The organism is Pseudomonas sp. TNT2022 ID642 (assembly GCF_028656995.1).
GTDB lineage: Bacteria > Pseudomonadota > Gammaproteobacteria > Pseudomonadales > Pseudomonadaceae > Aquipseudomonas.
On sequence record NZ_JAMDGW010000016.1, the window covers coordinates 90,707 to 110,629 of the forward strand.

The 19,923-nt window shown below is 60.1% G+C and carries 21 protein-coding genes; 10 read left to right on the forward strand and 11 right to left on the reverse strand.

Going from position 1 to position 19,923, the window contains the following annotated elements:
- Positions 1 to 4: 4 nt before the first annotated feature.
- From M5G26_RS16820 to M5G26_RS16835, 4 genes are all read right to left on the reverse strand, one after another.
- Entirely contained in the window at positions 5 to 679 is a 675-nt protein-coding gene (locus M5G26_RS16820; protein ID WP_273916002.1) for an urease accessory protein UreF, read from the reverse strand.
- Complete coding sequence (ureE, locus tag M5G26_RS16825) at positions 676 to 1,176, reverse strand: urease accessory protein UreE (protein WP_008087160.1); 501 nt, start codon at positions 1,174 to 1,176, stop codon at positions 676 to 678. The genes M5G26_RS16820 and ureE overlap by 4 nt, the downstream gene beginning before the upstream one ends.
- A gap of 301 nt (positions 1,177 to 1,477) precedes the next feature.
- Positions 1,478 to 2,110, reverse strand: a complete 633-nt coding sequence (locus M5G26_RS16830) for a TetR family transcriptional regulator (protein ID WP_007915913.1) — start codon at positions 2,108 to 2,110, stop codon at positions 1,478 to 1,480.
- 172 nt (positions 2,111 to 2,282) lie between these two features.
- On the reverse strand, positions 2,283 to 2,705 hold the full coding sequence (locus M5G26_RS16835) for a hypothetical protein (RefSeq protein ID WP_122606559.1): 423 nt from the start codon (positions 2,703 to 2,705) through the stop codon (positions 2,283 to 2,285).
- 384 nt (positions 2,706 to 3,089) lie between these two features.
- On the opposite strand from M5G26_RS16835, the gene M5G26_RS16840 reads away from it, so the two are divergent.
- The gene (locus tag M5G26_RS16840) at positions 3,090 to 5,165 is read left to right on the forward strand and encodes an AsmA family protein (protein ID WP_273916003.1); all 2,076 of its coding nucleotides are present in this window, start codon (positions 3,090 to 3,092) and stop codon (positions 5,163 to 5,165) included.
- A 129-nt stretch (positions 5,166 to 5,294) separates the two neighbouring features.
- On the opposite strand, the gene M5G26_RS16845 is transcribed toward M5G26_RS16840, so the two are convergent.
- Together M5G26_RS16845 and M5G26_RS16850 are read right to left on the reverse strand one after the other, a co-directional pair.
- On the reverse strand, positions 5,295 to 5,828 hold the full coding sequence (locus M5G26_RS16845; RefSeq protein ID WP_134175811.1) for a ferritin-like domain-containing protein: 534 nt from the start codon (positions 5,826 to 5,828) through the stop codon (positions 5,295 to 5,297).
- Between the two features lie 98 nt (positions 5,829 to 5,926).
- Positions 5,927 to 6,874, reverse strand: coding sequence for a LysR substrate-binding domain-containing protein (locus tag M5G26_RS16850; RefSeq protein ID WP_191625146.1), 948 nt, complete (start codon positions 6,872 to 6,874; stop codon positions 5,927 to 5,929).
- A gap of 109 nt (positions 6,875 to 6,983) precedes the next feature.
- Here M5G26_RS16850 and M5G26_RS16855 point away from each other — a divergent pair, with 109 nt between their 5' ends.
- From M5G26_RS16855 to M5G26_RS16865, 3 genes are all read left to right on the forward strand, one after another.
- Positions 6,984 to 7,622 (forward strand): FMN-dependent NADH-azoreductase, encoded by a 639-nt coding sequence (locus M5G26_RS16855; RefSeq protein ID WP_273916004.1) that lies wholly within the window; start codon positions 6,984 to 6,986, stop codon positions 7,620 to 7,622.
- Complete coding sequence (locus tag M5G26_RS16860) at positions 7,623 to 7,928, forward strand: DMT family transporter (protein ID WP_273916005.1); 306 nt, start codon at positions 7,623 to 7,625, stop codon at positions 7,926 to 7,928.
- Positions 7,929 to 8,019: 91 nt separating this feature from the next.
- Complete coding sequence (locus M5G26_RS16865; protein ID WP_273916006.1) at positions 8,020 to 8,898, forward strand: esterase/lipase family protein; 879 nt, start codon at positions 8,020 to 8,022, stop codon at positions 8,896 to 8,898.
- Positions 8,899 to 9,007: 109 nt separating this feature from the next.
- On the opposite strand, the gene M5G26_RS16870 is transcribed toward M5G26_RS16865, so the two are convergent.
- Positions 9,008 to 9,895 carry a DMT family transporter gene (locus M5G26_RS16870; RefSeq protein WP_273916007.1) on the reverse strand — a complete coding sequence of 296 codons (888 nt, stop codon included), beginning with the start codon at positions 9,893 to 9,895 and terminating at the stop codon, positions 9,008 to 9,010.
- 96 nt (positions 9,896 to 9,991) lie between these two features.
- On the opposite strand from M5G26_RS16870, the gene M5G26_RS16875 reads away from it, so the two are divergent.
- The 3 genes from M5G26_RS16875 (at position 9,992) to M5G26_RS16885 (ending at position 12,601) form a co-directional block, all read left to right on the forward strand.
- On the forward strand, positions 9,992 to 10,786 hold the full coding sequence (locus M5G26_RS16875) for an AraC family transcriptional regulator (RefSeq protein WP_093430359.1): 795 nt from the start codon (positions 9,992 to 9,994) through the stop codon (positions 10,784 to 10,786).
- 63 nt (positions 10,787 to 10,849) lie between these two features.
- Positions 10,850 to 11,155 carry a PsiF family protein gene (locus tag M5G26_RS16880; RefSeq protein ID WP_038360460.1) on the forward strand — a complete coding sequence of 102 codons (306 nt, stop codon included), beginning with the start codon at positions 10,850 to 10,852 and terminating at the stop codon, positions 11,153 to 11,155.
- A 432-nt stretch (positions 11,156 to 11,587) separates the two neighbouring features.
- Positions 11,588 to 12,601: an AI-2E family transporter gene (locus M5G26_RS16885; RefSeq protein WP_122606540.1), complete on the forward strand. Its 1,014-nt coding sequence runs from the start codon at positions 11,588 to 11,590 to the stop codon at positions 12,599 to 12,601.
- Positions 12,602 to 12,736: 135 nt separating this feature from the next.
- On the opposite strand, the gene M5G26_RS16890 is transcribed toward M5G26_RS16885, so the two are convergent.
- Positions 12,737 to 14,011, reverse strand: coding sequence for an Hsp70 family protein (locus tag M5G26_RS16890; protein WP_122599275.1), 1,275 nt, complete (start codon positions 14,009 to 14,011; stop codon positions 12,737 to 12,739).
- A gap of 292 nt (positions 14,012 to 14,303) precedes the next feature.
- Between M5G26_RS16890 and M5G26_RS16895 the strand changes: the two genes are divergently transcribed.
- The 3 genes from M5G26_RS16895 (at position 14,304) to M5G26_RS16905 (ending at position 17,123) form a co-directional block, all read left to right on the forward strand.
- The gene (locus tag M5G26_RS16895) at positions 14,304 to 15,254 is read left to right on the forward strand and encodes a DnaJ C-terminal domain-containing protein (RefSeq protein ID WP_150693051.1); all 951 of its coding nucleotides are present in this window, start codon (positions 14,304 to 14,306) and stop codon (positions 15,252 to 15,254) included.
- A gap of 23 nt (positions 15,255 to 15,277) precedes the next feature.
- On the forward strand, positions 15,278 to 15,583 hold the full coding sequence (locus M5G26_RS16900) for a chaperone modulator CbpM (protein ID WP_016984795.1): 306 nt from the start codon (positions 15,278 to 15,280) through the stop codon (positions 15,581 to 15,583).
- A 97-nt stretch (positions 15,584 to 15,680) separates the two neighbouring features.
- A complete protein-coding gene (locus M5G26_RS16905) occupies positions 15,681 to 17,123 on the forward strand; it encodes a hypothetical protein (RefSeq protein ID WP_273916008.1) in 1,443 nt (480 codons plus the stop codon).
- Positions 17,124 to 17,180: 57 nt separating this feature from the next.
- Here the strand turns inward: M5G26_RS16905 and ureC are convergent, their stop codons facing one another.
- The 3 genes from ureC to M5G26_RS16920 all read right to left on the reverse strand — a co-directional run bounded on the left by ureC (position 17,181) and on the right by M5G26_RS16920 (position 19,921).
- Positions 17,181 to 18,881 (reverse strand): urease subunit alpha, encoded by a 1,701-nt coding sequence (ureC, locus tag M5G26_RS16910; protein WP_134175797.1) that lies wholly within the window; start codon positions 18,879 to 18,881, stop codon positions 17,181 to 17,183.
- Positions 18,882 to 19,082: 201 nt separating this feature from the next.
- The gene (locus tag M5G26_RS16915) at positions 19,083 to 19,388 is read right to left on the reverse strand and encodes an urease subunit beta (protein WP_034151594.1); all 306 of its coding nucleotides are present in this window, start codon (positions 19,386 to 19,388) and stop codon (positions 19,083 to 19,085) included.
- Positions 19,388 to 19,921: a GNAT family N-acetyltransferase gene (locus tag M5G26_RS16920; RefSeq protein ID WP_016984790.1), complete on the reverse strand. Its 534-nt coding sequence runs from the start codon at positions 19,919 to 19,921 to the stop codon at positions 19,388 to 19,390. Before M5G26_RS16920 ends, M5G26_RS16915 begins: the two co-directional genes overlap by 1 nt.
- Positions 19,922 to 19,923: the final 2 nt, after the last annotated feature.

Here is a 19,923-nt window from a genome sequence, read left to right on the forward strand (position 1 = left end):
TCTCCTAAGAACGGAAGAGTCGGCTGTACTGGCGTTCGTGGGCCATGCACGCCAGGGACAGACCAAACGCGGCGCTGCCCATGTGTTCGGGATTGATTCGGCTGGCGTCCTGCTGCGCCTGTTGCAGCAGCGGCAGCAGTTCGCTGGTCAGGCGTTGTGCGGCTTGCTGGCCCAGCGGCAGGGTTTTCATCAATACGGCGAGCTGGTTTTCCAGCCAGCTCCACAACCACGCGGCGAGCGCGTCCTGCGGGTTGATGCCCCAGGCACGCGCGGCCAGCGCCCAGCACAGGGCCAGATGCGGTTCAGTGCATTGATCAAGAAAGTTGCGGGCGGATGCGTCGAGTTCCGGCAAACCGTTGAGCAACTGCTGCAACGAATAGCCCATCTGCCGGCTCTCCAGGTGCAACTCGCGAGTCTCGCGACTGGCGCGATGGCTTTCGCCAAGGATCTGCAATTCAGCCCACTGTTCATCCGCCGCTGCCTGGCAATGCGCGAGCAATAGCGGCGCTTCGAAGCGAGCGAGGTTGAGCAGCAACTGATCGCTGATCCAGCGCCGCGCGCTGTCCGGGTTGTTGACGCGACCGTTATCCACCGCCATTTCCAGACCTTGCGAATAGCTGTAGCCGCCAATCGGCAGCTGCGGACTGGCCAGGCGCAGCAGCGCCCAGGCCGGATTCACAGGCGTACGCCGAACTGATGGAGTTTCGGCGCGTAATTGAAGTCTTCGTCGCCGTGGCGTGAGTGATGATGGCCGCCGCCATAAGCGCCGTGCTCGGGCTGGAATGGCGCTTCGATCGCTTCGACCTGCGCGCCCAGTTGTTCGAGCATCGCTTTGAGGACGTAATCGTCAAGCAAACGCAGCCAGCCATCGCCAACCTGCAAGGCGACGTGGCGGTTACCCAAGTGATAGGCAGCGCGGGTCAGTTCGAAGGCGTTGGCGCAGGTGACGTGCAACAGTTGCTCGGGACGGGCGCAGACGCGGACGATGCGGCCGTCTTCAGCCTGTAGGCATTCGCCGTCATACAGCGGCGGCTGACCGCGCTCCAAAAACAACCCGACGTCTTCGCCCTCGGCACTGAAACAGCGCAAACGGCTTTTGCTCCGCGCTTCGAAGGTCAGGTGCAACTCGGCGGCCCAGACGGGTTGAGGGTCGATTCTGCGGTGAATCACCAGCATCGGAAAGCTTCCAGCTATGGACAATACTCTGGCTAGAGCAAGGGCCTTGCCAATCGGACGAGATGTAGGAAATCCCTGTCGGAGCGTAGTGGATGTTTCAAGATGTTGCGGGGATTTGGAAGGTTTTGGTGCATGAAGGTTTTTACATGCACCAAATAGAGGCCGTGACGCATGACCCTTGTGGGAGCGAGCCTGCTCGCGAAAGCGGTGGGTCAGCAATATAGATGTTGGCTGATACGACGCTTTCGCGAGCAGGCTCGCTCCCACAGGGGGGATATGGTGTGTCAGTGATAGAGGGGAGTTACTCGGTACTGCCGAGGCCTTGCCAATGCTTCAGGCCGATAAAGATAAAACGCAGTTGCTGGGTGATCTTCGCCTGTGGCGTGAGATGCTCCGGCAGGGCTTCAGCGGGCGGGTCGATGATGTCGGGAAGGGTGGCAAACACCGATTTGACGATCAGGTCAGCCATCACGCTCAAACCAGCGGCGTCCAGATGCTGAAGCTTGGGCATCATCGTCAGGTCAGCCGCCAGGTCGGAACTGATGTTCTCGCGCAACCGCCCGATCGCCTGACGCACCGGCAGTGAACCGCCGTACTGCTCACGCGCCAGAAACAGGAATTGCGAGCGATTGGCGCTGACCACGTCGAGGAAGATCCGCACCGAAGCATCAATAATGCCGCCCATGACGAATTCGTTGTGTCGTACCAAACGGATGGTCTCGCGGAAGGTCTGGCCGACTTCGCTGACGAGCACCAGGCCTAACTCGTCCATATCGGCAAAATGCCGGTAGAAACCAGTGGGCACGATCCCGGCGGTTTTGGTCACTTCGCGCAGGCTCAGGCTGCCGAATCCTCGGCCGCTTTCCATCAGGTGGCGGGCAGCGTCCATCAAGGCGTTGCGGGTCTGTTGTTTCTGTTCGGCGCGGGGCAGCATCGCAGGGTGTGTTCTTTGGCAGGACAAGCGCCGCACTCTAGCAAATCGGCTTTATCGGCGTCGAACGGCAGCGGGGGAGGCAGCGGGAAATTGACATCTCATTTGTAGCGATGGTGCATAAAGTCAAAAGCCCAATCGGCGGATCGGGCTTTTTTTCAGGGCCGCCATGGGCTCAGCTCACAGCGCTGTTGCGTTCGATAACACGGTCACCACCACCTTCGGCAACAGCCTGGCCTTGTGGGGTTCTGTCGTAGCCGTCTTCAACCAGGCCTTTTTCTTCCAGGCGATTACGGCCGTTTTCAGCGACAGCCTGGCCTTGTGGGGTTCTGTCGTAGCCGTCTTCGACCAGACCTTTTTCTTCCAGACGATTGCGACCGTTTTCTGCTACCGACTGACCCTGTGGGGTTTTGTCGTAGCCATCTTCAGCCAGGGTCTGACCTTGTGGAGTTCTGTCATAGCCATCTTCGGCGAGGGTTTGGCTGAACACCGAGTGGCTGTCTTTGACTTGCGGAGTGGCTTGGTCGGCAGCGGGCAGGGCGAAAGCAGTGCTGGCTAGCATCGACAGGGTAAGGCTGAGCAGTAATTGGCGTTTCATGATGGGTTGCTCCTTGGGAGGGCGATAAAGTGGGTACGAGGGCAATGCTACTCTCGATAAGTCGATATAAAAGTTCATAAACGCAATGGTAATAATCAACAGAATTGATTGTTCTGCCAGGAGGCTCTAGATCGCGGCTTTCCGGGCGATGGTTTTGCACCTGGGTGGGTATTTCCGACTCACTCGCGCCTCGCAAAAGTGCGGGTCGCGGTAACACTGTTCGACTGATCGGTCAGAATTCGCGCGACTTTTTGCGCCCTAATCGACCTTTCGATTAAACCTGCGGCTGGTTTGCCAGTCGTAGATTTCATGAGGGCCGCTTTGGCCCGCCGTTTCAGCCGTACGCCGCAGTCTTGCGTGCGGTCGTGATCAGGAGCTTTGTGCATGACGCGCACTGGAAAAATCTTCAGCTGGACCTTCGCCATCCTCGTGCTGCTACTCGCCGTGCTGGTGTTGATCATCGTGTTCTTCGACTGGAACCGGATCAAACCGCCGCTCAACGCCAAAGTCTCGGAAGAACTGCACCGACCGTTTGCTATTAACGGCAACCTCGCGGTGATCTGGCAGCGCGAGCCGGACGAGGGTGGCTGGCGTGCGTGGGTGCCGTGGCCGCATGTGGTCGCTGAGGATTTGAGCCTGGGCAACCCTGACTGGTCGAAGAAACCGCAGATGGTCACGCTCAAGCGTGTCGAACTGCGTATCTCGCCGCTGGCGTTGTTGGCGCAACGGGTGGTGATTCCGCGCATCGACCTGACCGAACCCAATGCCGAGTTGCAGCGTCTGGCCGATGGCCGCGCCAACTGGACGTTCAAGTTCGACCCGAAAGATCCGAACGCTGAGCCGTCGAATTGGGTCGTCGACATCGGCGCCATCGGTTTCGACAAGGGCCATGTCACCCTCGACGATCAAACGCTCAAGACCAATCTCGATGTGCTGATCGATCCGCTGGGCAAGCCCATTCCGTACAGCGATATCGTCGGTGCCAAAGCAGCGAAAACCGCCCAGGACAAGGGCGGTGCACCGCAGGATTATGCGTTCGCCTTGAAGGTCAAAGGCCAATACCACGGCCAGAACCTCACCGGCCAGGGCAAGATCGGCGGGCTGCTCGCTTTGCAGGATGCGCGCAAGCCATTCCCGTTGCAGGCGCAGGCGAAGATCGGCGACACCAGCATCGAACTCGCCGGCACGTTGACCGATCCGCTCAACCTCGGCGCCCTCGATCTACGTCTGAAACTGGCCGGTGCCAGCCTCGGCAATCTGTATCCGCTGACTGGCGTGACCCTGCCGGATACGCCGCCGTATGCCACCGACGGCCATTTGATCGCCAAGTTGCATGATGAGGCCGGGGCGAAATTCACTTATGAGCAGTTCAACGGCAAGATCGGCAGCAGTGACATCCATGGCGACCTGACCTACGTCGCCAGCCAGCCACGGCCAAAGCTCAGCGGTGCGTTGCTCTCCAATCAACTGTTGTTCGCTGACCTCGCACCGCTGATCGGCGCCGACTCCAATGACAAGCAAAAGGCTCGCGGCGGCGAAAGCAAACAGCCAGCGGATAAAGTGCTGCCGGTGGAAGAGTTCAAGACCGATCGCTGGCGCGCGATGGACGCTGATGTCGAGTTCACCGGCAAGCGCATCGTCCATAGCGAGAAACTGCCCTTCAACGACCTCTATACCCACCTGAAACTCAACGACGGCGAACTGAGCCTGGAGCCGCTGCGCTTCGGCGTCGCTGGCGGCAATCTCGATGCACAGATTCGCCTCAACGGTCGCACCGAGCCGCTGGAAGGTCGCGCCAAATTGACCGCTCGCAGGTTCAAGCTCAAGGAACTGTTCCCGACGTTCGAGCCAATGAAGACCAGTTTCGGTGAACTCAACGGCGACGCCGATATCACTGGTCGCGGCAACTCGGTGGCCAAATTGCTGGGCGGAGCCAACGGCAAATTGAAGATGCTGATCAACGATGGCGCGATCAGCCGTGAGCTGATGGAACTGGCCGGTCTCAACGTCGGTAACTACGTGGTCGGCAAGATCTTTGGCGACAAGGAAGTGAAGATCAACTGCGCGGCGGCGGACTTCGACATCAAGAGCGGTCTGGCCACCACGCAGCTGTTTGTCTTCGATACCGAGAACGCGATCATCTATATCGACGGCACCGCGAACATGGCCACCGAGCAACTGGATCTGACGGTGACGCCGGAATCCAAGGGCTGGCGTTTGATTTCCCTGCGTTCGCCGCTGTATGTGCGGGGCAAGTTCATCAAGCCGGATGCGGGCGTGAAGGCCGTGCCGCTGCTGCTGCGCGGGGCGGGGATGGTTGCTCTAGGTGTGATTGCAGCGCCGGCGGCGGGGCTGTTGGCGCTGGTGGCGCCGAGTGGTGGTGAGCCGAATCAGTGTGCGCCATTGCTGGAGCAGATGAAGGCGGGCAAGGCGCCGGTCACCGTTAAACCCACTAAATAAGAGCCAGATCAAAAGATCGCAGCGTTCGGCAGCTCCTACCTTGGAATGCATTTCCATGTAGGAGCTGCCGAAGGCTGCGATCTTTTTGTTTCTGTTGCGGCCCCTTCGCGAGCAGGCGGTTTTGAAGGGTTACAGGTCGTTCAGGATGTCGGCCATGTCATCGGCGTGTTCTTCTTCCTGCGCCAGGATATCTTCGAAGATACGCCGGGTAGTCGGGTCTTTCTCGCCGATGTACTGGATGATCTCGCGATAGCTGTCGATGGCGATCCGCTCGGCAACGAGGTCTTCGTAGACCATCTCTTTGAGGGTGTTGCCGGCCACGTATTGCGCGTGGGACATTTTCGACAGCAGGTCGGGGTTGAACTCCGGTTCGCCGCCCAATTGCACGATGCGCTCGGCCAAGCGGTCGGCGTGCTGGGCTTCCTGGGTGGCGTGTTCGAGGAACTCTTCGGCGGCCACATGGGCTTTCACGCCATTGGCCATGAAGTAGTGGCGCTTGTAGCGCAACACGCAGACCAGTTCAGTGGCCAGCGATTCATTGAGCAAGCGCAGCACCTCTTCACGGTCGGCGCTGTAGCCCTCGGTGACGGCGCCGTTCTCGACGTGTTGGCGCGCACGTTCGCGCAAGGTTTGAACATCTGACAGATGCAGGTCGTCGCTCATTTCGATCTCCTGGAGGCTAATCCGATGGGCGCCACGTTCTGCGGACGCGGTCGCTTCCTAAGCTGTGAGTCATGAGCGTTGCAAAAAGTTTTATCGGTTTACGCAACCCCTGTAGGAGCTGCCGAAGGCTGCGATCTTGGCGCCAGCCCGGACAAAACTGCCTCCCCCCGCAACCAGGCAAAAAACGCCCGCACCGGCGGATGCCGCTCACGTCCCGGGACACACAACGCGCTGTAGCCGGCGCCATCGACTTGAATCTGGCCCATGAACGGCACCAACAGACCGCTGGCGACACTCTCCGACACCAGAATGTTGCTCGCCAGCACCAGTCCTTGCCCGGCGATCGCCGCTTGCAGGGCGTAATGCTCTTCATCGTATTCACGGATGGCCGGTGGCTGGTTCAACCAGTTTGCGCCGGCCTTGGCGCACCACGCTTCCCAGCCATGGGCATACAGTTTCGAGTTGTGCCAGCGCACGCTGATCAGCGTCGGCGTGCGCCGCGCGGCCAGCGCCACTTGCTCGGGCGAGCCGTACACACCGAAAGATTCATCGAAAAGGCACAGACCGTAGAGATTCGGGTAATCGTCGAGGCTGTAGCGCAACACCAGATCGACACTGGCGTCCTGATGCAGATCGATGACTTCGCAGTGGGTATCGAGGCGCACGTTGATGTTCGGATGCTGCGCATAAAAGCGCCCGAGGCGCGGCACCAGCCACAGCGCAGCGAAGGCGGCGGTGGTCGATAGCGTCAGCGTGCTGGCGTTGCGCTGTGGGCGTAGGGTGTCGACGCTTTGCGCCACCTCCAGCAATGCGCCGTGCAGGCTGCGAAACAGGCGCTCGCCACCCTCGGTCAGGCGCACCTGGCGTGGCAGGCGTTCGAACAGCGCGACGCCGAGCCAGTCTTCCAGCGAACGGATCTGGTGGGAAATCGCCGTGGGTGTGACTGACAGCTCTTCGGCGGCAGCCTTGAAGCTCAGAAGGCGTGATGCCGATTCAAAGGCGCGCAGAGCGGTGAGAGGCAGCGAGGCAAACATTGAAAGCTCCATAGATGAAATCAATTCATCCAGAGTGATTTTTGCTCATTTGAGAAGAAGCAGTGGCGAGCTTCAAGCTGCAAGCCAAAAGCAGTTTGATTCTAGTCCGGAGGATTTACAGATGAGTAGAATTCTTGCGATTCATGCCAGCCCACGCGGCGACCGTTCCCACTCGCGGCGTCTGGCGGAAAGTTTTCTCAATGCCTGGCAGGTGCGTCACCCGCAGGCGCAAGTGACTCGCCGCGAGGTCGGTCGGGCGTTGATTCCGGCGGTTAACGAAGCCTTTGTCGCCGCGGCGTTTTATCCACAGCCTGAAGCACGTCCGCTGTCGATGCAGGCCGATCTGGCCCTGAGCGATCAATTGGTCGACGAGTTGTTCGATCACGACCTGCTGTTGATTTCTACGCCCATGTACAACTTCAGCGTACCCAGCGGCCTCAAGGCCTGGGTCGATCAGATCGTGCGCCTGGGCCTGACCTTCGACCACACACTGGACAACGGCGTCGCCCAATACACCCCGCTGTTGCAGGGCAAGAAGGCACTGATCGTCACCAGTCGCGGCGGTTTCGGTTTCGGCCCGGGTGGTGAACTGGAAGCCTTGAACCACGCCGATCCATGGTTGCGCACGGCGCTGGGTTTCATCGGCATCAACGACGTCAGCGTGGTCGCGGCCGAGGGCGAAGAGTCCGCCGAACGCACCTTCGCGGTGTCGGTGACCGAGGCCGAGCAGCGTTTGTTCGACCTGGCCAGGGAGTTCTAGATGGCCTGGTTGTTACTGCTGATCGCCGCCGGGTTTGAAGTGACCTTCGCCATGGGCATGAAGTACGCCGAGGGCTTTACCCGGCTCTGGCCTTCTGTGATTACGGTGATTGCAGCGGTTGGCGGGATCTACTTCCTGACACTGGCGATGCGCGAGTTGCCGGTGAGCATCGCCTACCCGATCTGGACCGCGATCGGCTCACTGGGCACGGTGTTCCTCGGTTTCGCCTTGCTCGGCGAGAGCCTGACGCTGGTCAAACTGCTGTCAGTCGGGCTGATTGTGGCGGGGGTGGTGGGCCTGAAGTAGGCTGGTCGTTGAGTTGTCATCATCAGGGAGGATGCTTGGCGGGCGTTTTGCACGTCTGGCATCCACTCACCGACCACAAGGATGTTTGCCCATGTCGACGCGTTATCCATTGGTGCTGGTGCCCGGCATGCTCGGGTTTATCCGGCTGGTGCTCTATCCGTACTGGTACGGCATCATCAAGGCGCTGCGCCGTGGTGGTGCGACGGTGATTGCGGTGCAGGTGTCGCCGCTCAACTCGACTGAGGTGCGCGGCGAGCAGTTGCTGGCGCGCATCGATGAGATCTTGCGCGAGACCGGGGCACAAAAGGTCAACCTGTTCGGCCACAGTCAGGGCTCGCTGACGGCGCGCTATGCGGCGGCGAAACGGCCGGATCTGGTGGCTTCGGTGACATCGGTGGCCGGGCCGAATCATGGCTCGGAGCTGGCTGACTATCTGCAAAAAAACTACCCGGCGGACAGCGCCAAGGGGCGGCTGCTGGAAGCGTTGCTGCGTTTTGTCGGCTGGCTGATGGCGCTGCTGGAGACCGGTTACCACGGGCCGAAACTGCCGGTGGATATTCACGCCTCGCACCAATCGCTGACCATTGAGGGCGTGGCGCTGTTCAATCAGCGTTATCCACAGGGCTTGCCCGAGACGTGGGGCGGGCACGGGCCGGAAGAGGTCAACGGCGTGCGCTATTACTCGTGGTCGGGGACGTTGCAGCCGGGCAAGACCGATCGCGGTGGCAATCTGTTTGATGGGACGAATCGCAGCTGTCGCTTGTTTGCGAAAACCTTCGTGCGTGAGCCGGGGCAGTGCGACGGGATGGTCGGACGGTACAGCTCGCATCTGGGCACGGTGATTGGCGATGACTATCCGCTGGATCACTTCGACATTGTTAACCAGTCGCTGGGGCTGGTGGGTAACGGCGCGGATCCGGTGCGGTTGTTTGTCGAGCATGCGGCGCGGCTTGAGGCTGCCGGCCTTTAGGATCAAAAGATCGCAGCCTGCGGCAGCTCCTACAGGTTCGGTGTCGAACACAAATTTTGTGAACGCCCCGAACTCATGTAGGAACTGCCGCAGGCTGCGATCTTTTCCATCAGGCAACGCTGATGCGGCGGCCCAACACGGTGGTCCAGCGCTCGGACAGAATCACCCCGCCCAACGTCAGCAACCCGCCCACCAAGTGATACATCGCCAGTTGCTCCCTCAACACCACCGCCGCAATCAGCGCGGTAATCAACGGCAGCAGATTGAAAAACAACGTCGTGCGGCTCGGCCCCAGGCGCTGCACCGCCTGCATCCACGCCAACGGCGCGAGCATCGATGCCAGCAGACACGCATACAGCACCAGCGGAATGTTCTGCAGAGTCAGCCCGGTCTTCGGCGAAGCGGCATACAACGGAAACAACACGACAATCGCCACCAATACCTGCAAATACAGCAACACCAGCGGCGGCAGGCGTAGCTGCCATTTTTTCAGCAGTGTGCTGTAGATCGCATAGGCCAGGGTCGCGATCAACATCATCGCATCGCCCATGTTCACCCCGTGTTGCAGCAACGCGCCGAGGCTACCGGACGACACCACCACCAGCACGCCGGCGAATGACAGCACCGCACCGACCAGCGCCCCAGCGGTGAGACGCTGACCGAGACTGATGATCGCCATGGCCAGCGACATCAACGGCATCAGCGACAGGATGATGCCCATGTTGGTGGCGGTGGTCAGGGTTGCGGCGAAGTAGGCGAGGCTTTGATACACCGCCATGCCGAGTACGCCGAGGATGAAAATCTTGCCCAGGTTCGGGCGGATCTGCGGCCAGTGCGCAATCACCGCTTTGAGCATGAACGGGGTGAACAGCAAACCGGCGAGCAGCCAGCGGTAGAAACCAATCTCGGCGGGGAAAATCGCCCCGACCGCGAGTTTGTTGATCACGGTATTGCCGGCCCAGATAAAAATCGCCAGCAGCGGAAACGCGTATTGCATGAGTTGAAACCATTACATTGATGAAGGGCAATTATCCCTTGTCTGGATGCAAGCCTATACTGCGAACCGGACAACCTGCCTCTGAAACCGGACAGCATGAACAGTAAACATATCGATCTGCTGGATTTCAGCGAACTGCCGTCGGCGGTTTACTTTCGTTATGCCGATTTCAACGCCCATGAATTTGCCGCGCCGCATCGCCATCCGTGGGGCACGCTGGAGTACGCCGCGCACGGCGTGCTGCACATGGACGTCGACGGCAGCCGCTTCATGTCGCCGCCGCAGTACGCGGTGTGGGTGCCGCCGCAGGTCGAGCACAGTTTCTACAGCCATCAACCGGTCAACTATCGCGCGGTGTGCCTTGATCCCAAGGTCTGCGCCGAACTGCCGAAGCGTGCCTGTACCTTGGCGATCAGCGACATCCTCAAGGCGATTCTCAAGGATTTCGCCGCCCGCGACGTGAAGATTCCCGAACTCGATGCCGATCAGCGGCTGGCGCAGGTGTTGGTCGATCAACTGCAACAGGCCCCAGTGCATGAGTGTTATCTGCCCTATGCGAGCAGCCCGGGTTTGCTGGCGATCCTCGAAACCTTGCAGGCCGAACCGGGCAACAATCAGCCGCTGGCGCATTGGGCGCTGCAAGTGCACGTCAGTGAGCGCACGCTGGCCCGGCAATTCGTTCGGGAGCTGGGGATGAGTTTTGGCGAGTGGCGCCAGCGTCTGCGTTATCTCGCCGCGATCGAGGCGCTGGAAACTTCACGCAGCGTGCAGGAAATCGCCTTCGACCTCGGTTACAGCAGCGGCTCGGCATTTATCGCCATGTTCGCGCGGCAGGCCGGGTGTACGCCGGAGCAGTATCGCCGTAGCCATCTGGAAGGCAGGAAGGTGTAACAGGATTTGGCTACACTCCAGCAGAGGCCGTGCCCATCGGTGCGGCGACAAGGAGAAAACTCCATGAAGATGTTGCGTGTGCCGTTGTTGATGATTGGTTTGCTCCTGTGTTCCCAGGGTTTCGCCGCCACGGCGCAACAGAACAAGATGACCACCTGCAATGCCGATGCGACCGCCAAGAGTCTGAAAGGCGATGAGCGCAAAACCTTTATGAGCACCTGCCTCAAGGCAACGCCAGCGGCCAACGATGCCAAGGCCCTGACCCCGCAGCAGCAGAAAATGAAAACCTGCAACGCCGATGCCGCCACCAAAGCCCTGACCGGCGATGCGCGCAAGACGTTCATGAGTGATTGCCTGAAGAAAAAATAACCCGGTTCTGTGGAGTGCGCCCTCACCCTAACCCTCTCCCGGAGGGAGAGGGGACTGACCGCGTTGTCTGAAGACATTCGTCGACCTGAAAAACCGGTCGATCATGGATTCCACGGCGCGCTCTCAGGTCACTGGAAATCCAGAGCATCCCCCAATCGGTTCCCTCTCCCTGAGGGAGGGGGGACTGACCGCAGTGTTTCAAGATATTCGTCGACCGGAAAAACCGGTCGATCATGGATTCCATGGCGCTGTTTCAGGTCACTGGAAATCCAGAGCATCTCCCAATCGGTTCCCTCTCCTTCTGGGAGAGGGCTAGGGTGAGGGCTGGATCTAAAGCCGGGCACCAAAAGCTGAAGCACCGCATATTTCTAGTGCTCACCCCGGAACGCTGGCAGACTGCCAATCCTTTTACGCCGTTCGTTTTGAGGCTGTATGCCAACGTTTTCTGAGCGTCATGTAGTGTTCTGGGTCAGTTGCATCATCATTTTCGGCGGTTTGCTGCTGGTGCTGCCGCTGCGCTTGTTGCCGAGCCTGCTGGCCGGGTTGCTGGTATTCGAACTGGTCAACATGCTCACCCCGCAACTGCAACGGCTGATCGAAGGCCGCCGCGCGCGATGGCTGGCGGTGGCGTTGCTGGGCACGTTGGTGGTGAGCGTGCTGGCGTTGCTATTTGCTGGCGCCATCAGCTTCTTACTGCACGAAGCGGAAAACCCTGGAGCTTCCCTCGACAAATTCATGGGCGTGGTCGACCGCGCACGCGGGCAGTTGCCGCCGTTCATCGATGCCTATCTGCCGGCCAGTGCTGCGGAATTCCGTGTGGCGATTGGCGAGTGGATGGGCAAACATCTTTCCGACCTGCAACTGGTCGGCAAAGACGCGGCACATATGTTCGTGACGCTGCTGATCGGCATGGTGCTCGGCGCGATCATCGCCTTGCAGCGCATCCCCGACGTCACTAAGCGCAAACCGCTGGCGGCGGCCCTGTTTGATCGCTTGCACCTGCTGGTGCAGGCCTTCCGCAACATCGTCTTCGCGCAAATCAAGATTTCCCTGCTCAACACCTTCTTCACCGGGATCTTCCTCGCGGTGATCCTGCCGATGTTCGGCATCAAGCTACCGCTGACGAAAACCCTGATCGTGCTGACCTTCCTGCTCGGCCTGTTGCCGGTGATCGGCAATCTGATGTCGAACACGCTGATCACCATCGTCGGCCTGTCACTGTCAATCTGGGTGGCGATTGCCGCGCTGGGTTATCTGATCTTTATCCACAAGCTCGAGTACTTCCTCAACGCGCGGATTGTCGGCGGGCAGATCAGTGCCAAGTCATGGGAGTTGCTGCTGGCGATGCTGGTGTTCGAGGCCGCGTTCGGCTTGCCGGGAGTGGTGGCGGGGCCGATTTATTATGCGTACCTGAAGAGTGAGTTGAAGCTGGGCGGGATGGTTTGATCCAAGCCTTGTAGCGACTGAACGGACCCCTTCGCGAGCAGGCTCGCTCCCACATTTTGACCGCATTCCTTCAGTTGAGATGCAATCCAGTGTGGGAGCGAGCCTGCTCGCGAAAGGCGCGACGCCGATTTCAGGTCAGTTCATGGCGCCGTAGCGCTTCATCGCTTCAATCGCCAATCCGCTACCAATGCTGCCGAAGATATTCCCTTCAACATGCCGCGCATTCGGCAGCATCGCCGAAACACTGTTACGCAGCGCCGGAATACCGCTCGAACCACCGGTGAAGAACACCGTATCAACCTGCTCCACCGCCACGCCCGCATCGTTCAGCAATTGCGTGACACTGCCGCGCACTCGCTCCAGCAGCGCATCGATTGCCGATTCAAACAGCGCTCGGGTCAGCTCAACACTCAAACCGGCTTCGATCCGGTCCAGCGGCACATGGCGGCTGTCGGTGTGGGTCAGCTGGATCTTGGTTTCTTCGACTTCCATCGCCAGCCAGTGCCCGGCACGCTGTTCGATCAGCTTGAACAAGCGATCGATGCCGCCAGTGTCTTCGATGTCGTAGCGCATGCTGCCCAGCGCCAGGCTGGATTTCTGCGAGTACACCGAGTTGATGGTGTGCCAGGTCGCCAGGTTCATGTGGTGGCTGGTCGGCATGTAGGCGCCGCTCTTCATGCGGCTGCCGTAGCCAAACAGCGGCATCAGGCCTTGCAGGCTCAGCTGTTTGTCGAAGTCGGTACCGCCGATGTGCACGCCGCCAGTGGCGAGGATGTCATCGTGACGGTTATCCAGGCCACGACGCTCAGGCGACAGGCGCACCAGCGAGAAGTCGGACGTACCACCGCCGATGTCGACGATCAGTACCAACTCTTCTTTCTCGATGGTCGACTCGTAGTCGAAGGCTGCCGCAATCGGTTCGTACTGGAAGGAAACTTCTTTGAAGCCGATCTTCTTCGCCACGTCGACCAGGGTGTCTTCAGCTTCCTGGTCCGCCAGCGGATCGTCATCGACGAAGAACACCGGACGGCCGAGCACCACTTGCTCGAATTCCCGACCGGCGGCGGTTTCCGCACGGCTCTTCAACTGGCCGATGAACAGGCCGAGCAAGTCCTTGAACGGCATCGCGGTGCCGAGCACGCTGGTGTCGTGCTTGATCAGCTTGGAACCGAGCAGGCTCTTCAGCGAGCGCATCAGCCGGCCTTCGTAGCCTTCCAGGTACTCGTGCAGCGCCAGACGACCGTACACCGGGCGGCGTTCCTCGATGTTGAAGAAGACCACCGACGGCAGGGTGATCTTGTCGTCTTCCAGCGCGATCATCGTTTCCATGCCGGGGCGCAGCCAGCCGACGGTGGAGTTGGACGTGCCGAAGTCGATGCCGCAGGCACGGGCTGGAGAGGCGTCTTTCATGTCTTTCGGTTCCGGTCAAAAAAACGGCCGCGCAGTGTATGTCAGTGCGCGCCAGATTCGAAGGCCGGTCATCAGCTATTTCGCGACTAGACTGGGTTGAAAGCGCGGACTTTGCCCCCAACTTGCTGGCATGGGCCGGCAGAACCACCGGCGGTCGCAAGAACCGCCGTCCACTGCCGATAAACTTCTGCTGCGCCACCCGGTCACAACCTTGAGATCGGTCAACCCGGCACGCGCGAATTGGCGCATGCTGGCATCGGCGCGAAATCGATAACGGATGGTGATTCCTTCGATGGACTTCAAAGACTATTACAAGATACTCGGCGTGGAGCCGACAGCAGACGACAAGGCAATCAAGGCTGCCTATCGCAAGCTGGCGCGCAAATACCACCCTGATGTCAGCAAGGAAAAGGACGCTGAGGCCAAGTTCAAAGACGCCTCGGAAGCCTATGAAGCGCTGAAGAGCGCCGACAAACGCGCCGAATATGACGAACTGCGCCGTTATGGCCAGCACGGTCAGCCGTTCCAGGGGCCACCGGGCTGGCAGAGCCGCGGCGGCTTTGGCGGTGGCGGTGGCGACACCGGCGACTTCTCGGACTTCTTCAGTTCGATCTTCGGCAATCGCGGCCCCGGTTTCGGTGGCGGCGATGGTCGACAACAACGCAGTGCAGGACGCCGGGGACAAGACGTGGAAATGGAACTGCCGATCTTCCTCGAAGAGACGCTGGCGAACGAGTCGAAGAAAGTCACCTTCCAAGTGCCGCAGTACAACGCCAACGGCCAGCACGTCAGTAACACCAGCAAGAGCCTGAACGTGAAGATCCCGGCGGGCGTGACCGACGGCGAGCGCATCCGCCTCAAGGGCCAGGGCGCACCGGGCGTCGGTGGCGGGGCGAATGGCGATCTGTACCTGACCATTCGTTTTGCGCCGCACCCGAAATTCGATGTGGAAGGCGAAAACCTGATCATCACCTTGCCGCTGGCACCGTGGGAACTGGCGTTGGGTGCCGAAGTGGCGGTGCCGACCCTGACCGGCAAGATCAACTTGAAGGTGCCGGCCGGCAGCCAGAACGGCCAACGCATGCGCGCCAAAGGTCATGGCCTGAAAAACAAGGCGGGCGAGCGCGGTTACCTGTTCGTGCAACTCAAAGCGGTGATGCCGAAAGCGTCCGACGATGAGGTCAAGGCACTGTGGCAGGAACTGGCGAAGAAAGCCGCGTTCAACCCGCGCGAGAACTTCTGAATTCGACGACGGAGTAGCCCATCATGAGCAGCCCCCTGATCGTTCAACTGGACCTGGCAGAATTCTGTGAGGCGGCCGATTTGTCGGACGTCTACGTGATCGAAATCGTCGAGCACGGCATCCTCGAACCTCAGGGCGCGCAGCCCCGGGAATGGCGCTTCACCGATTACGAATTGGCCTTGGCCAAGCGTGCGGCAAAGTTGCGCCGTGATCTGGAGCTGGAGTGGGAAGGCGTTGCCCTGGCGCTGGATCTGCTGGAAGAGGTGCGCGAGCTACGCGCCGAGAACCGCATGTTGCGCCAGCGCTTGGGGCGGTTGGTGGTCGAGTAGTGTTTGCAGGTGTTTCCTCGTGTTTTAACCGGCAAGTCTGTCTGATAGTTTTCCCGGCAAGGATCGGCAATGGACGCCGGTCTTCGTAGCACCCGCCATGCCGGCGGGCACTGCGCAACGCTTACAAGGAAAAGTATTCATGCCTGTCAAACCCAAACCGCCAACACCCGGTGCTGGCGCTGTCGATGTACCCACACGCCCGCGCACACCCTCTGAATCAACCCGGTCAGAATTGGGATCGCTGCATCTCACGTCAGACCCGTTCGCCCGCAGAACTCCTGGCGACACGGCTGAAGACGGTAGCCGTGCACTTGAAGTCGAGGTGGCGACGTCGATCCCGAAAGTGCGCGCTTATGAACCGACGTCCACCTCCTCGACTGTTTCTGCTGCTGACGCCGCGCCGCTGCAGCATTACCTGATTCCATCGGCAAGCGCTTTACCTGACGCGGACGCGCAAGGATTACGCACGTTCAAGGGGCGTCACTACGCCGATGTGCAGGGTGGCGGCACCGTACTGATCGGCGTGGATGCCGAAACCGGCCTGCACAAGGCCCGGTTGGCGAGCGAGCTGCAACCTTCCGGACCCGAACTGGCTCACGATCCGTCGAGCAACCATTGGTATCCGCTGGAGGATTTCACCGTATTCGGCACAGACGGCGCGGTCATGCCGCGCAAGAGTCGCAAGGTTGACCGGCACAGTGATGATGAGTTCGAGTGGGCGCTGGAAGAGCTGCCCAGAGAGGCGGAGGAACGCTTCTATCTGGCGTCCGAATCGATGCCGGTCAAACCTTACACGGCAGAAGAGTTGAGCATGATGCGCGAGGAAACGCGTTACTCGTTCCTCGCCAACCAATTGGGCACCTACAATCGCGCAAACAACGGCAAGTATCCGCTCAGGGACACCGCCGGACGGCCGATCCGCATTCGAAAGTTGCAGAGCAAAGTGCGCTTTGAAAACGGCGATCAATATACCTCTGAGCAGATCAAGCCCTATATCAAGTTTGAAGGGCATGAACAGGTCGCGTTGCTGTATGAGGAGAAGCTGCAATTGCGCACGTTCACCGAGGCCGATGCCAAAGTCCCCGGGGAGAAATCGCTGATCGGGCAGTCCATGGTGGTGGCCAACAGGCGCATCGCCAAAGGTGAGGCAATCGGTGTCTACGGTGGTGCGATTACGCCAGCAAGACTTGTCCGGCCCAATGAGCAGACCTTCACCATGCTGGCGGGGATGCGTTTGAAACCTGGCCCGGGCGTATTGCTGCCTGATCCGTTGGCGATCCTTGGGGACACGATCATCTCCCGGATCAATTCCAATTTTGAATACGACAATGCGGGCAAGCCGATTCGTCAGGCACCGGATGGCTACAATGTCGAAACCGTGCCGTTCGACGTCGAAGCGCAACAATGGCTGGGCAAACAGCTGGTGACCAAAAACTTTATCCTTAACGCCATCTTTGCCACGCAGGACATACCGGCAGGGACTGAGTTGCGCCTGGATTACAACTACAGCGAACAGCAAATGTCGTGGGCATTTCCATAAATCGTTAACCGCTTCTGAATACGGACCTCGACGTCCGTATTCAGACCATGAGGTTTGTCAGAACAGGAAATACCGCTGCGCCATTGGCAATGTTTCGGCAGGCTCACACCACAGCAACACGCCGTCAGCCTTGACCTGATAGGTCTGCGGGTCGACATCGATGTTCGGCAGATAATCGTTGTGGATCAGGTCGGTTTTCTGCACGTCGCGGCAACCTTTGACCACGGCGATTTTCTTCTTCAGCCCCAGCGTTTCGGGCAATCCCGCTTCTTGCGCCGCCTGACTGATAAAGGTCAGGCTGGTGGCGTGCAACGAACCACCGTAGCTGGCGAACATCGGACGGTAGTGCACCGGTTGCGGCGTTGGAATCGAGGCATTGGCATCACCCATCAGGCTCGCGGCAATCGCGCCGCCCTTGAGTATCAGCGTCGGCTTCACACCAAAAAACGCCGGGCGCCAGAGCACCAGATCGGCCCATTTGCCGACTTCGATCGAACCGACTTCATGGCTGATGCCATGGGTGATCGCCGGGTTGATCGTGTACTTGGCGATGTAACGTTTGGCGCGGAAGTTGTCGTTGCCTGCGCCGTCCTGCGGCAGTGGGCCGCGCTGTTTTTTCATCTTGTCGGCGGTCTGCCAGGTGCGCGTGATGACTTCGCCAACGCGGCCCATGGCCTGGCTGTCGGAGCTGATCATCGAGAACGCGCCGAGGTCGTGAAGAATGTCTTCGGCGGCAATCGTTTCGCGGCGGATGCGGCTTTCGGCGAACGCGACGTCTTCGGCAATGCTTGGGTCGAGGTGGTGGCAGACCATCAGCATGTCGAGGTGTTCGTCGATGGTATTGCGGGTGAACGGCCGGGTCGGGTTGGTCGAACTCGGCAATACGTTCGGGAAACCGCAAGCCTTGATAATGTCCGGCGCGTGACCGCCGCCGGCACCTTCGGTGTGATAGGTGTGAATGGTGCGGCCCTTGAACGCGCCAAGGGTGGTTTCGACGAAACCGGATTCGTTGAGGGTGTCGGTGTGGATCGCCACCTGCACGTCGAACTGATCGGCGACGCTCAGGCAGTTATCGATGCTCGCTGGCGTAGTGCCCCAGTCTTCGTGCAGTTTCAGGCCGATCGCGCCAGCCTTGACCTGTTCGATCAGCGGCTCCGGCAGGCTGGCGTTGCCTTTGCCGGTGAGGCCGATGTTCATCGGGAAGGCGTCGGCGGCCTGGAGCATGCGCGCCAGGTGCCACGGCCCGGAGGTACAAGTGGTGGCGTTGGTGCCGGTGGCCGGGCCGGTGCCGCCGCCGATCATGGTGGTGACGCCGCTCATCAGTGCTTCTTCGATCTGCTGCGGGCAGATGAAGTGGATGTGCGTGTCGATGCCCCCAGCAGTGAGGATCATGCCTTCGCCGGCAATCACTTCGGTGCCGGCGCCGATGGCGATGGTCACGTTGGGCTGCACGTCGGGGTTGCCGGCCTTGCCGATCGCGGCAATGCGCCCGTCCTTGAGGCCGACGTCGGCTTTGACGATGCCCCAATGATCGATGATCAGCGCGTTGGTGATCAGCGTGTCGACCACTTCGGCGGCGAGTAACTGGCTCTGGCCCTGGCCATCGCGGATGACCTTGCCGCCACCGAACTTCACTTCTTCGCCGTAGGTGGTGAAGTCTTTTTCGACTTCGATCCACAGCTCGGTGTCGGCCAGGCGCACCTTGTCGCCGACGGTGGGACCGAACATGTCGGCGTAGGCTTGACGGGAAATCTTCATGCTGCGTCCTTCAAGAAAATAGTGGTGAGCCATTGACCCTCACCCTAGCCCTCTCCCAGAGGGAGAGGGGACTGATCGCGGGTTTCTTTCGACAGACATCGACCTGAAATATCGAGTCGAACTCAGGATCGGAAAAGCCCCCATTCGGCTCCCTCTCCCTCGGGAGAGGGCTGGGGTGAGGGGCTGCGGTGCACGCAGATGTCAGAGATCGCCCATGACCCGTCCGGCAAACCCGAACACCCGCCGATGCCCGGCATAATCCACAAGCTCAACCTCACGACTCTGCCCCGGTTCGAAGCGCACCGCGGTGCCCGCCGGGATATTCAGGCGCATGCCACGGCTCGCTGCGCGATCAAAGGTCAGCGCGTCGTTGGTTTCGAAAAAGTGATAGTGCGAGCCAACCTGAATCGGCCGGTCGCCGCTGTTGGCGACTTTCAGGCTGAGGGTGCGACGGCCGACGTTGAGTTCGATGTCGCCGGGCTGGATCTGGTACTCGCCAGGAATCATCACTGGGCTCCTTGCAGAATCTTGTAATAGAGGGCGGTCGGCCGATAGGTGCCGTGCGGGTCGCAGGCGTAATCAGGAATCTGGCCCGCGCGGGTGTAACCCAGTGCCTTGTAGAAATCTTCGGCGGGGGAGCCGGCCTCGGTGTCGAGGTACAGCATGCCGCGCTTGTGTTTGGGCGCTTCGAGTTCCAGCGCACTCATCAATTGCTGGCCGAGGCCGCGCCGCCGTGCGTGTTCGCGCACCAGCAGTTTCTGCACCTCGGCGCGATTGAGACCGTTAGCCTTCTGACACAGGCCCAGTTGCACACTGGCCAGCACCTGCTCGTCCTTGACCACTACCCAGAGCAGCACGCTGCCCTTGTTGACGTTGTCCTGCACCTCATCGAAATAGGCGCGCGCCTGAGCCGCATCGAGGTCGGCCATGAAGCCGACACTGGCGCCGTAACCGACCGCATCAAGCAGCAGATCAATCAGGCCCTGACGGTAGTGGGCAAAACTTTCAGCATTGACGCGGCGCAGTTGGGCGGCGTTCATCG

Coding starts and splice junctions, on each gene's coding strand:
- ureE (WP_008087160.1), bottom strand. CDS start 1,176: ATGCTGGTGATTCACCGCAGAATCGACCCTCAACCCGTCTGGGCCGCC.
- M5G26_RS16830 (WP_007915913.1), bottom strand. CDS start 2,110: ATGCTGCCCCGCGCCGAACAGAAACAACAGACCCGCAACGCCTTGATG.
- M5G26_RS16835 (WP_122606559.1), bottom strand. CDS start 2,705: ATGAAACGCCAATTACTGCTCAGCCTTACCCTGTCGATGCTAGCCAGC.
- M5G26_RS16840 (WP_273916003.1), top strand. CDS start 3,090: ATGACGCGCACTGGAAAAATCTTCAGCTGGACCTTCGCCATCCTCGTG.
- M5G26_RS16845 (WP_134175811.1), bottom strand. CDS start 5,828: ATGAGCGACGACCTGCATCTGTCAGATGTTCAAACCTTGCGCGAACGT.
- M5G26_RS16850 (WP_191625146.1), bottom strand. CDS start 6,874: ATGGAGCTTTCAATGTTTGCCTCGCTGCCTCTCACCGCTCTGCGCGCC.
- M5G26_RS16855 (WP_273916004.1), top strand. CDS start 6,984: ATGAGTAGAATTCTTGCGATTCATGCCAGCCCACGCGGCGACCGTTCC.
- M5G26_RS16860 (WP_273916005.1), top strand. CDS start 7,623: ATGGCCTGGTTGTTACTGCTGATCGCCGCCGGGTTTGAAGTGACCTTC.
- M5G26_RS16865 (WP_273916006.1), top strand. CDS start 8,020: ATGTCGACGCGTTATCCATTGGTGCTGGTGCCCGGCATGCTCGGGTTT.
- M5G26_RS16870 (WP_273916007.1), bottom strand. CDS start 9,895: ATGCAATACGCGTTTCCGCTGCTGGCGATTTTTATCTGGGCCGGCAAT.
- M5G26_RS16875 (WP_093430359.1), top strand. CDS start 9,992: ATGAACAGTAAACATATCGATCTGCTGGATTTCAGCGAACTGCCGTCG.
- M5G26_RS16880 (WP_038360460.1), top strand. CDS start 10,850: ATGAAGATGTTGCGTGTGCCGTTGTTGATGATTGGTTTGCTCCTGTGT.
- M5G26_RS16885 (WP_122606540.1), top strand. CDS start 11,588: ATGCCAACGTTTTCTGAGCGTCATGTAGTGTTCTGGGTCAGTTGCATC.
- M5G26_RS16890 (WP_122599275.1), bottom strand. CDS start 14,011: ATGAAAGACGCCTCTCCAGCCCGTGCCTGCGGCATCGACTTCGGCACG.
- M5G26_RS16895 (WP_150693051.1), top strand. CDS start 14,304: ATGGACTTCAAAGACTATTACAAGATACTCGGCGTGGAGCCGACAGCA.
- M5G26_RS16900 (WP_016984795.1), top strand. CDS start 15,278: ATGAGCAGCCCCCTGATCGTTCAACTGGACCTGGCAGAATTCTGTGAG.
- M5G26_RS16905 (WP_273916008.1), top strand. CDS start 15,681: ATGCCGGCGGGCACTGCGCAACGCTTACAAGGAAAAGTATTCATGCCT.
- ureC (WP_134175797.1), bottom strand. CDS start 18,881: ATGAAGATTTCCCGTCAAGCCTACGCCGACATGTTCGGTCCCACCGTC.
- M5G26_RS16915 (WP_034151594.1), bottom strand. CDS start 19,388: ATGATTCCTGGCGAGTACCAGATCCAGCCCGGCGACATCGAACTCAAC.
- M5G26_RS16920 (WP_016984790.1), bottom strand. CDS start 19,921: ATGAACGCCGCCCAACTGCGCCGCGTCAATGCTGAAAGTTTTGCCCAC.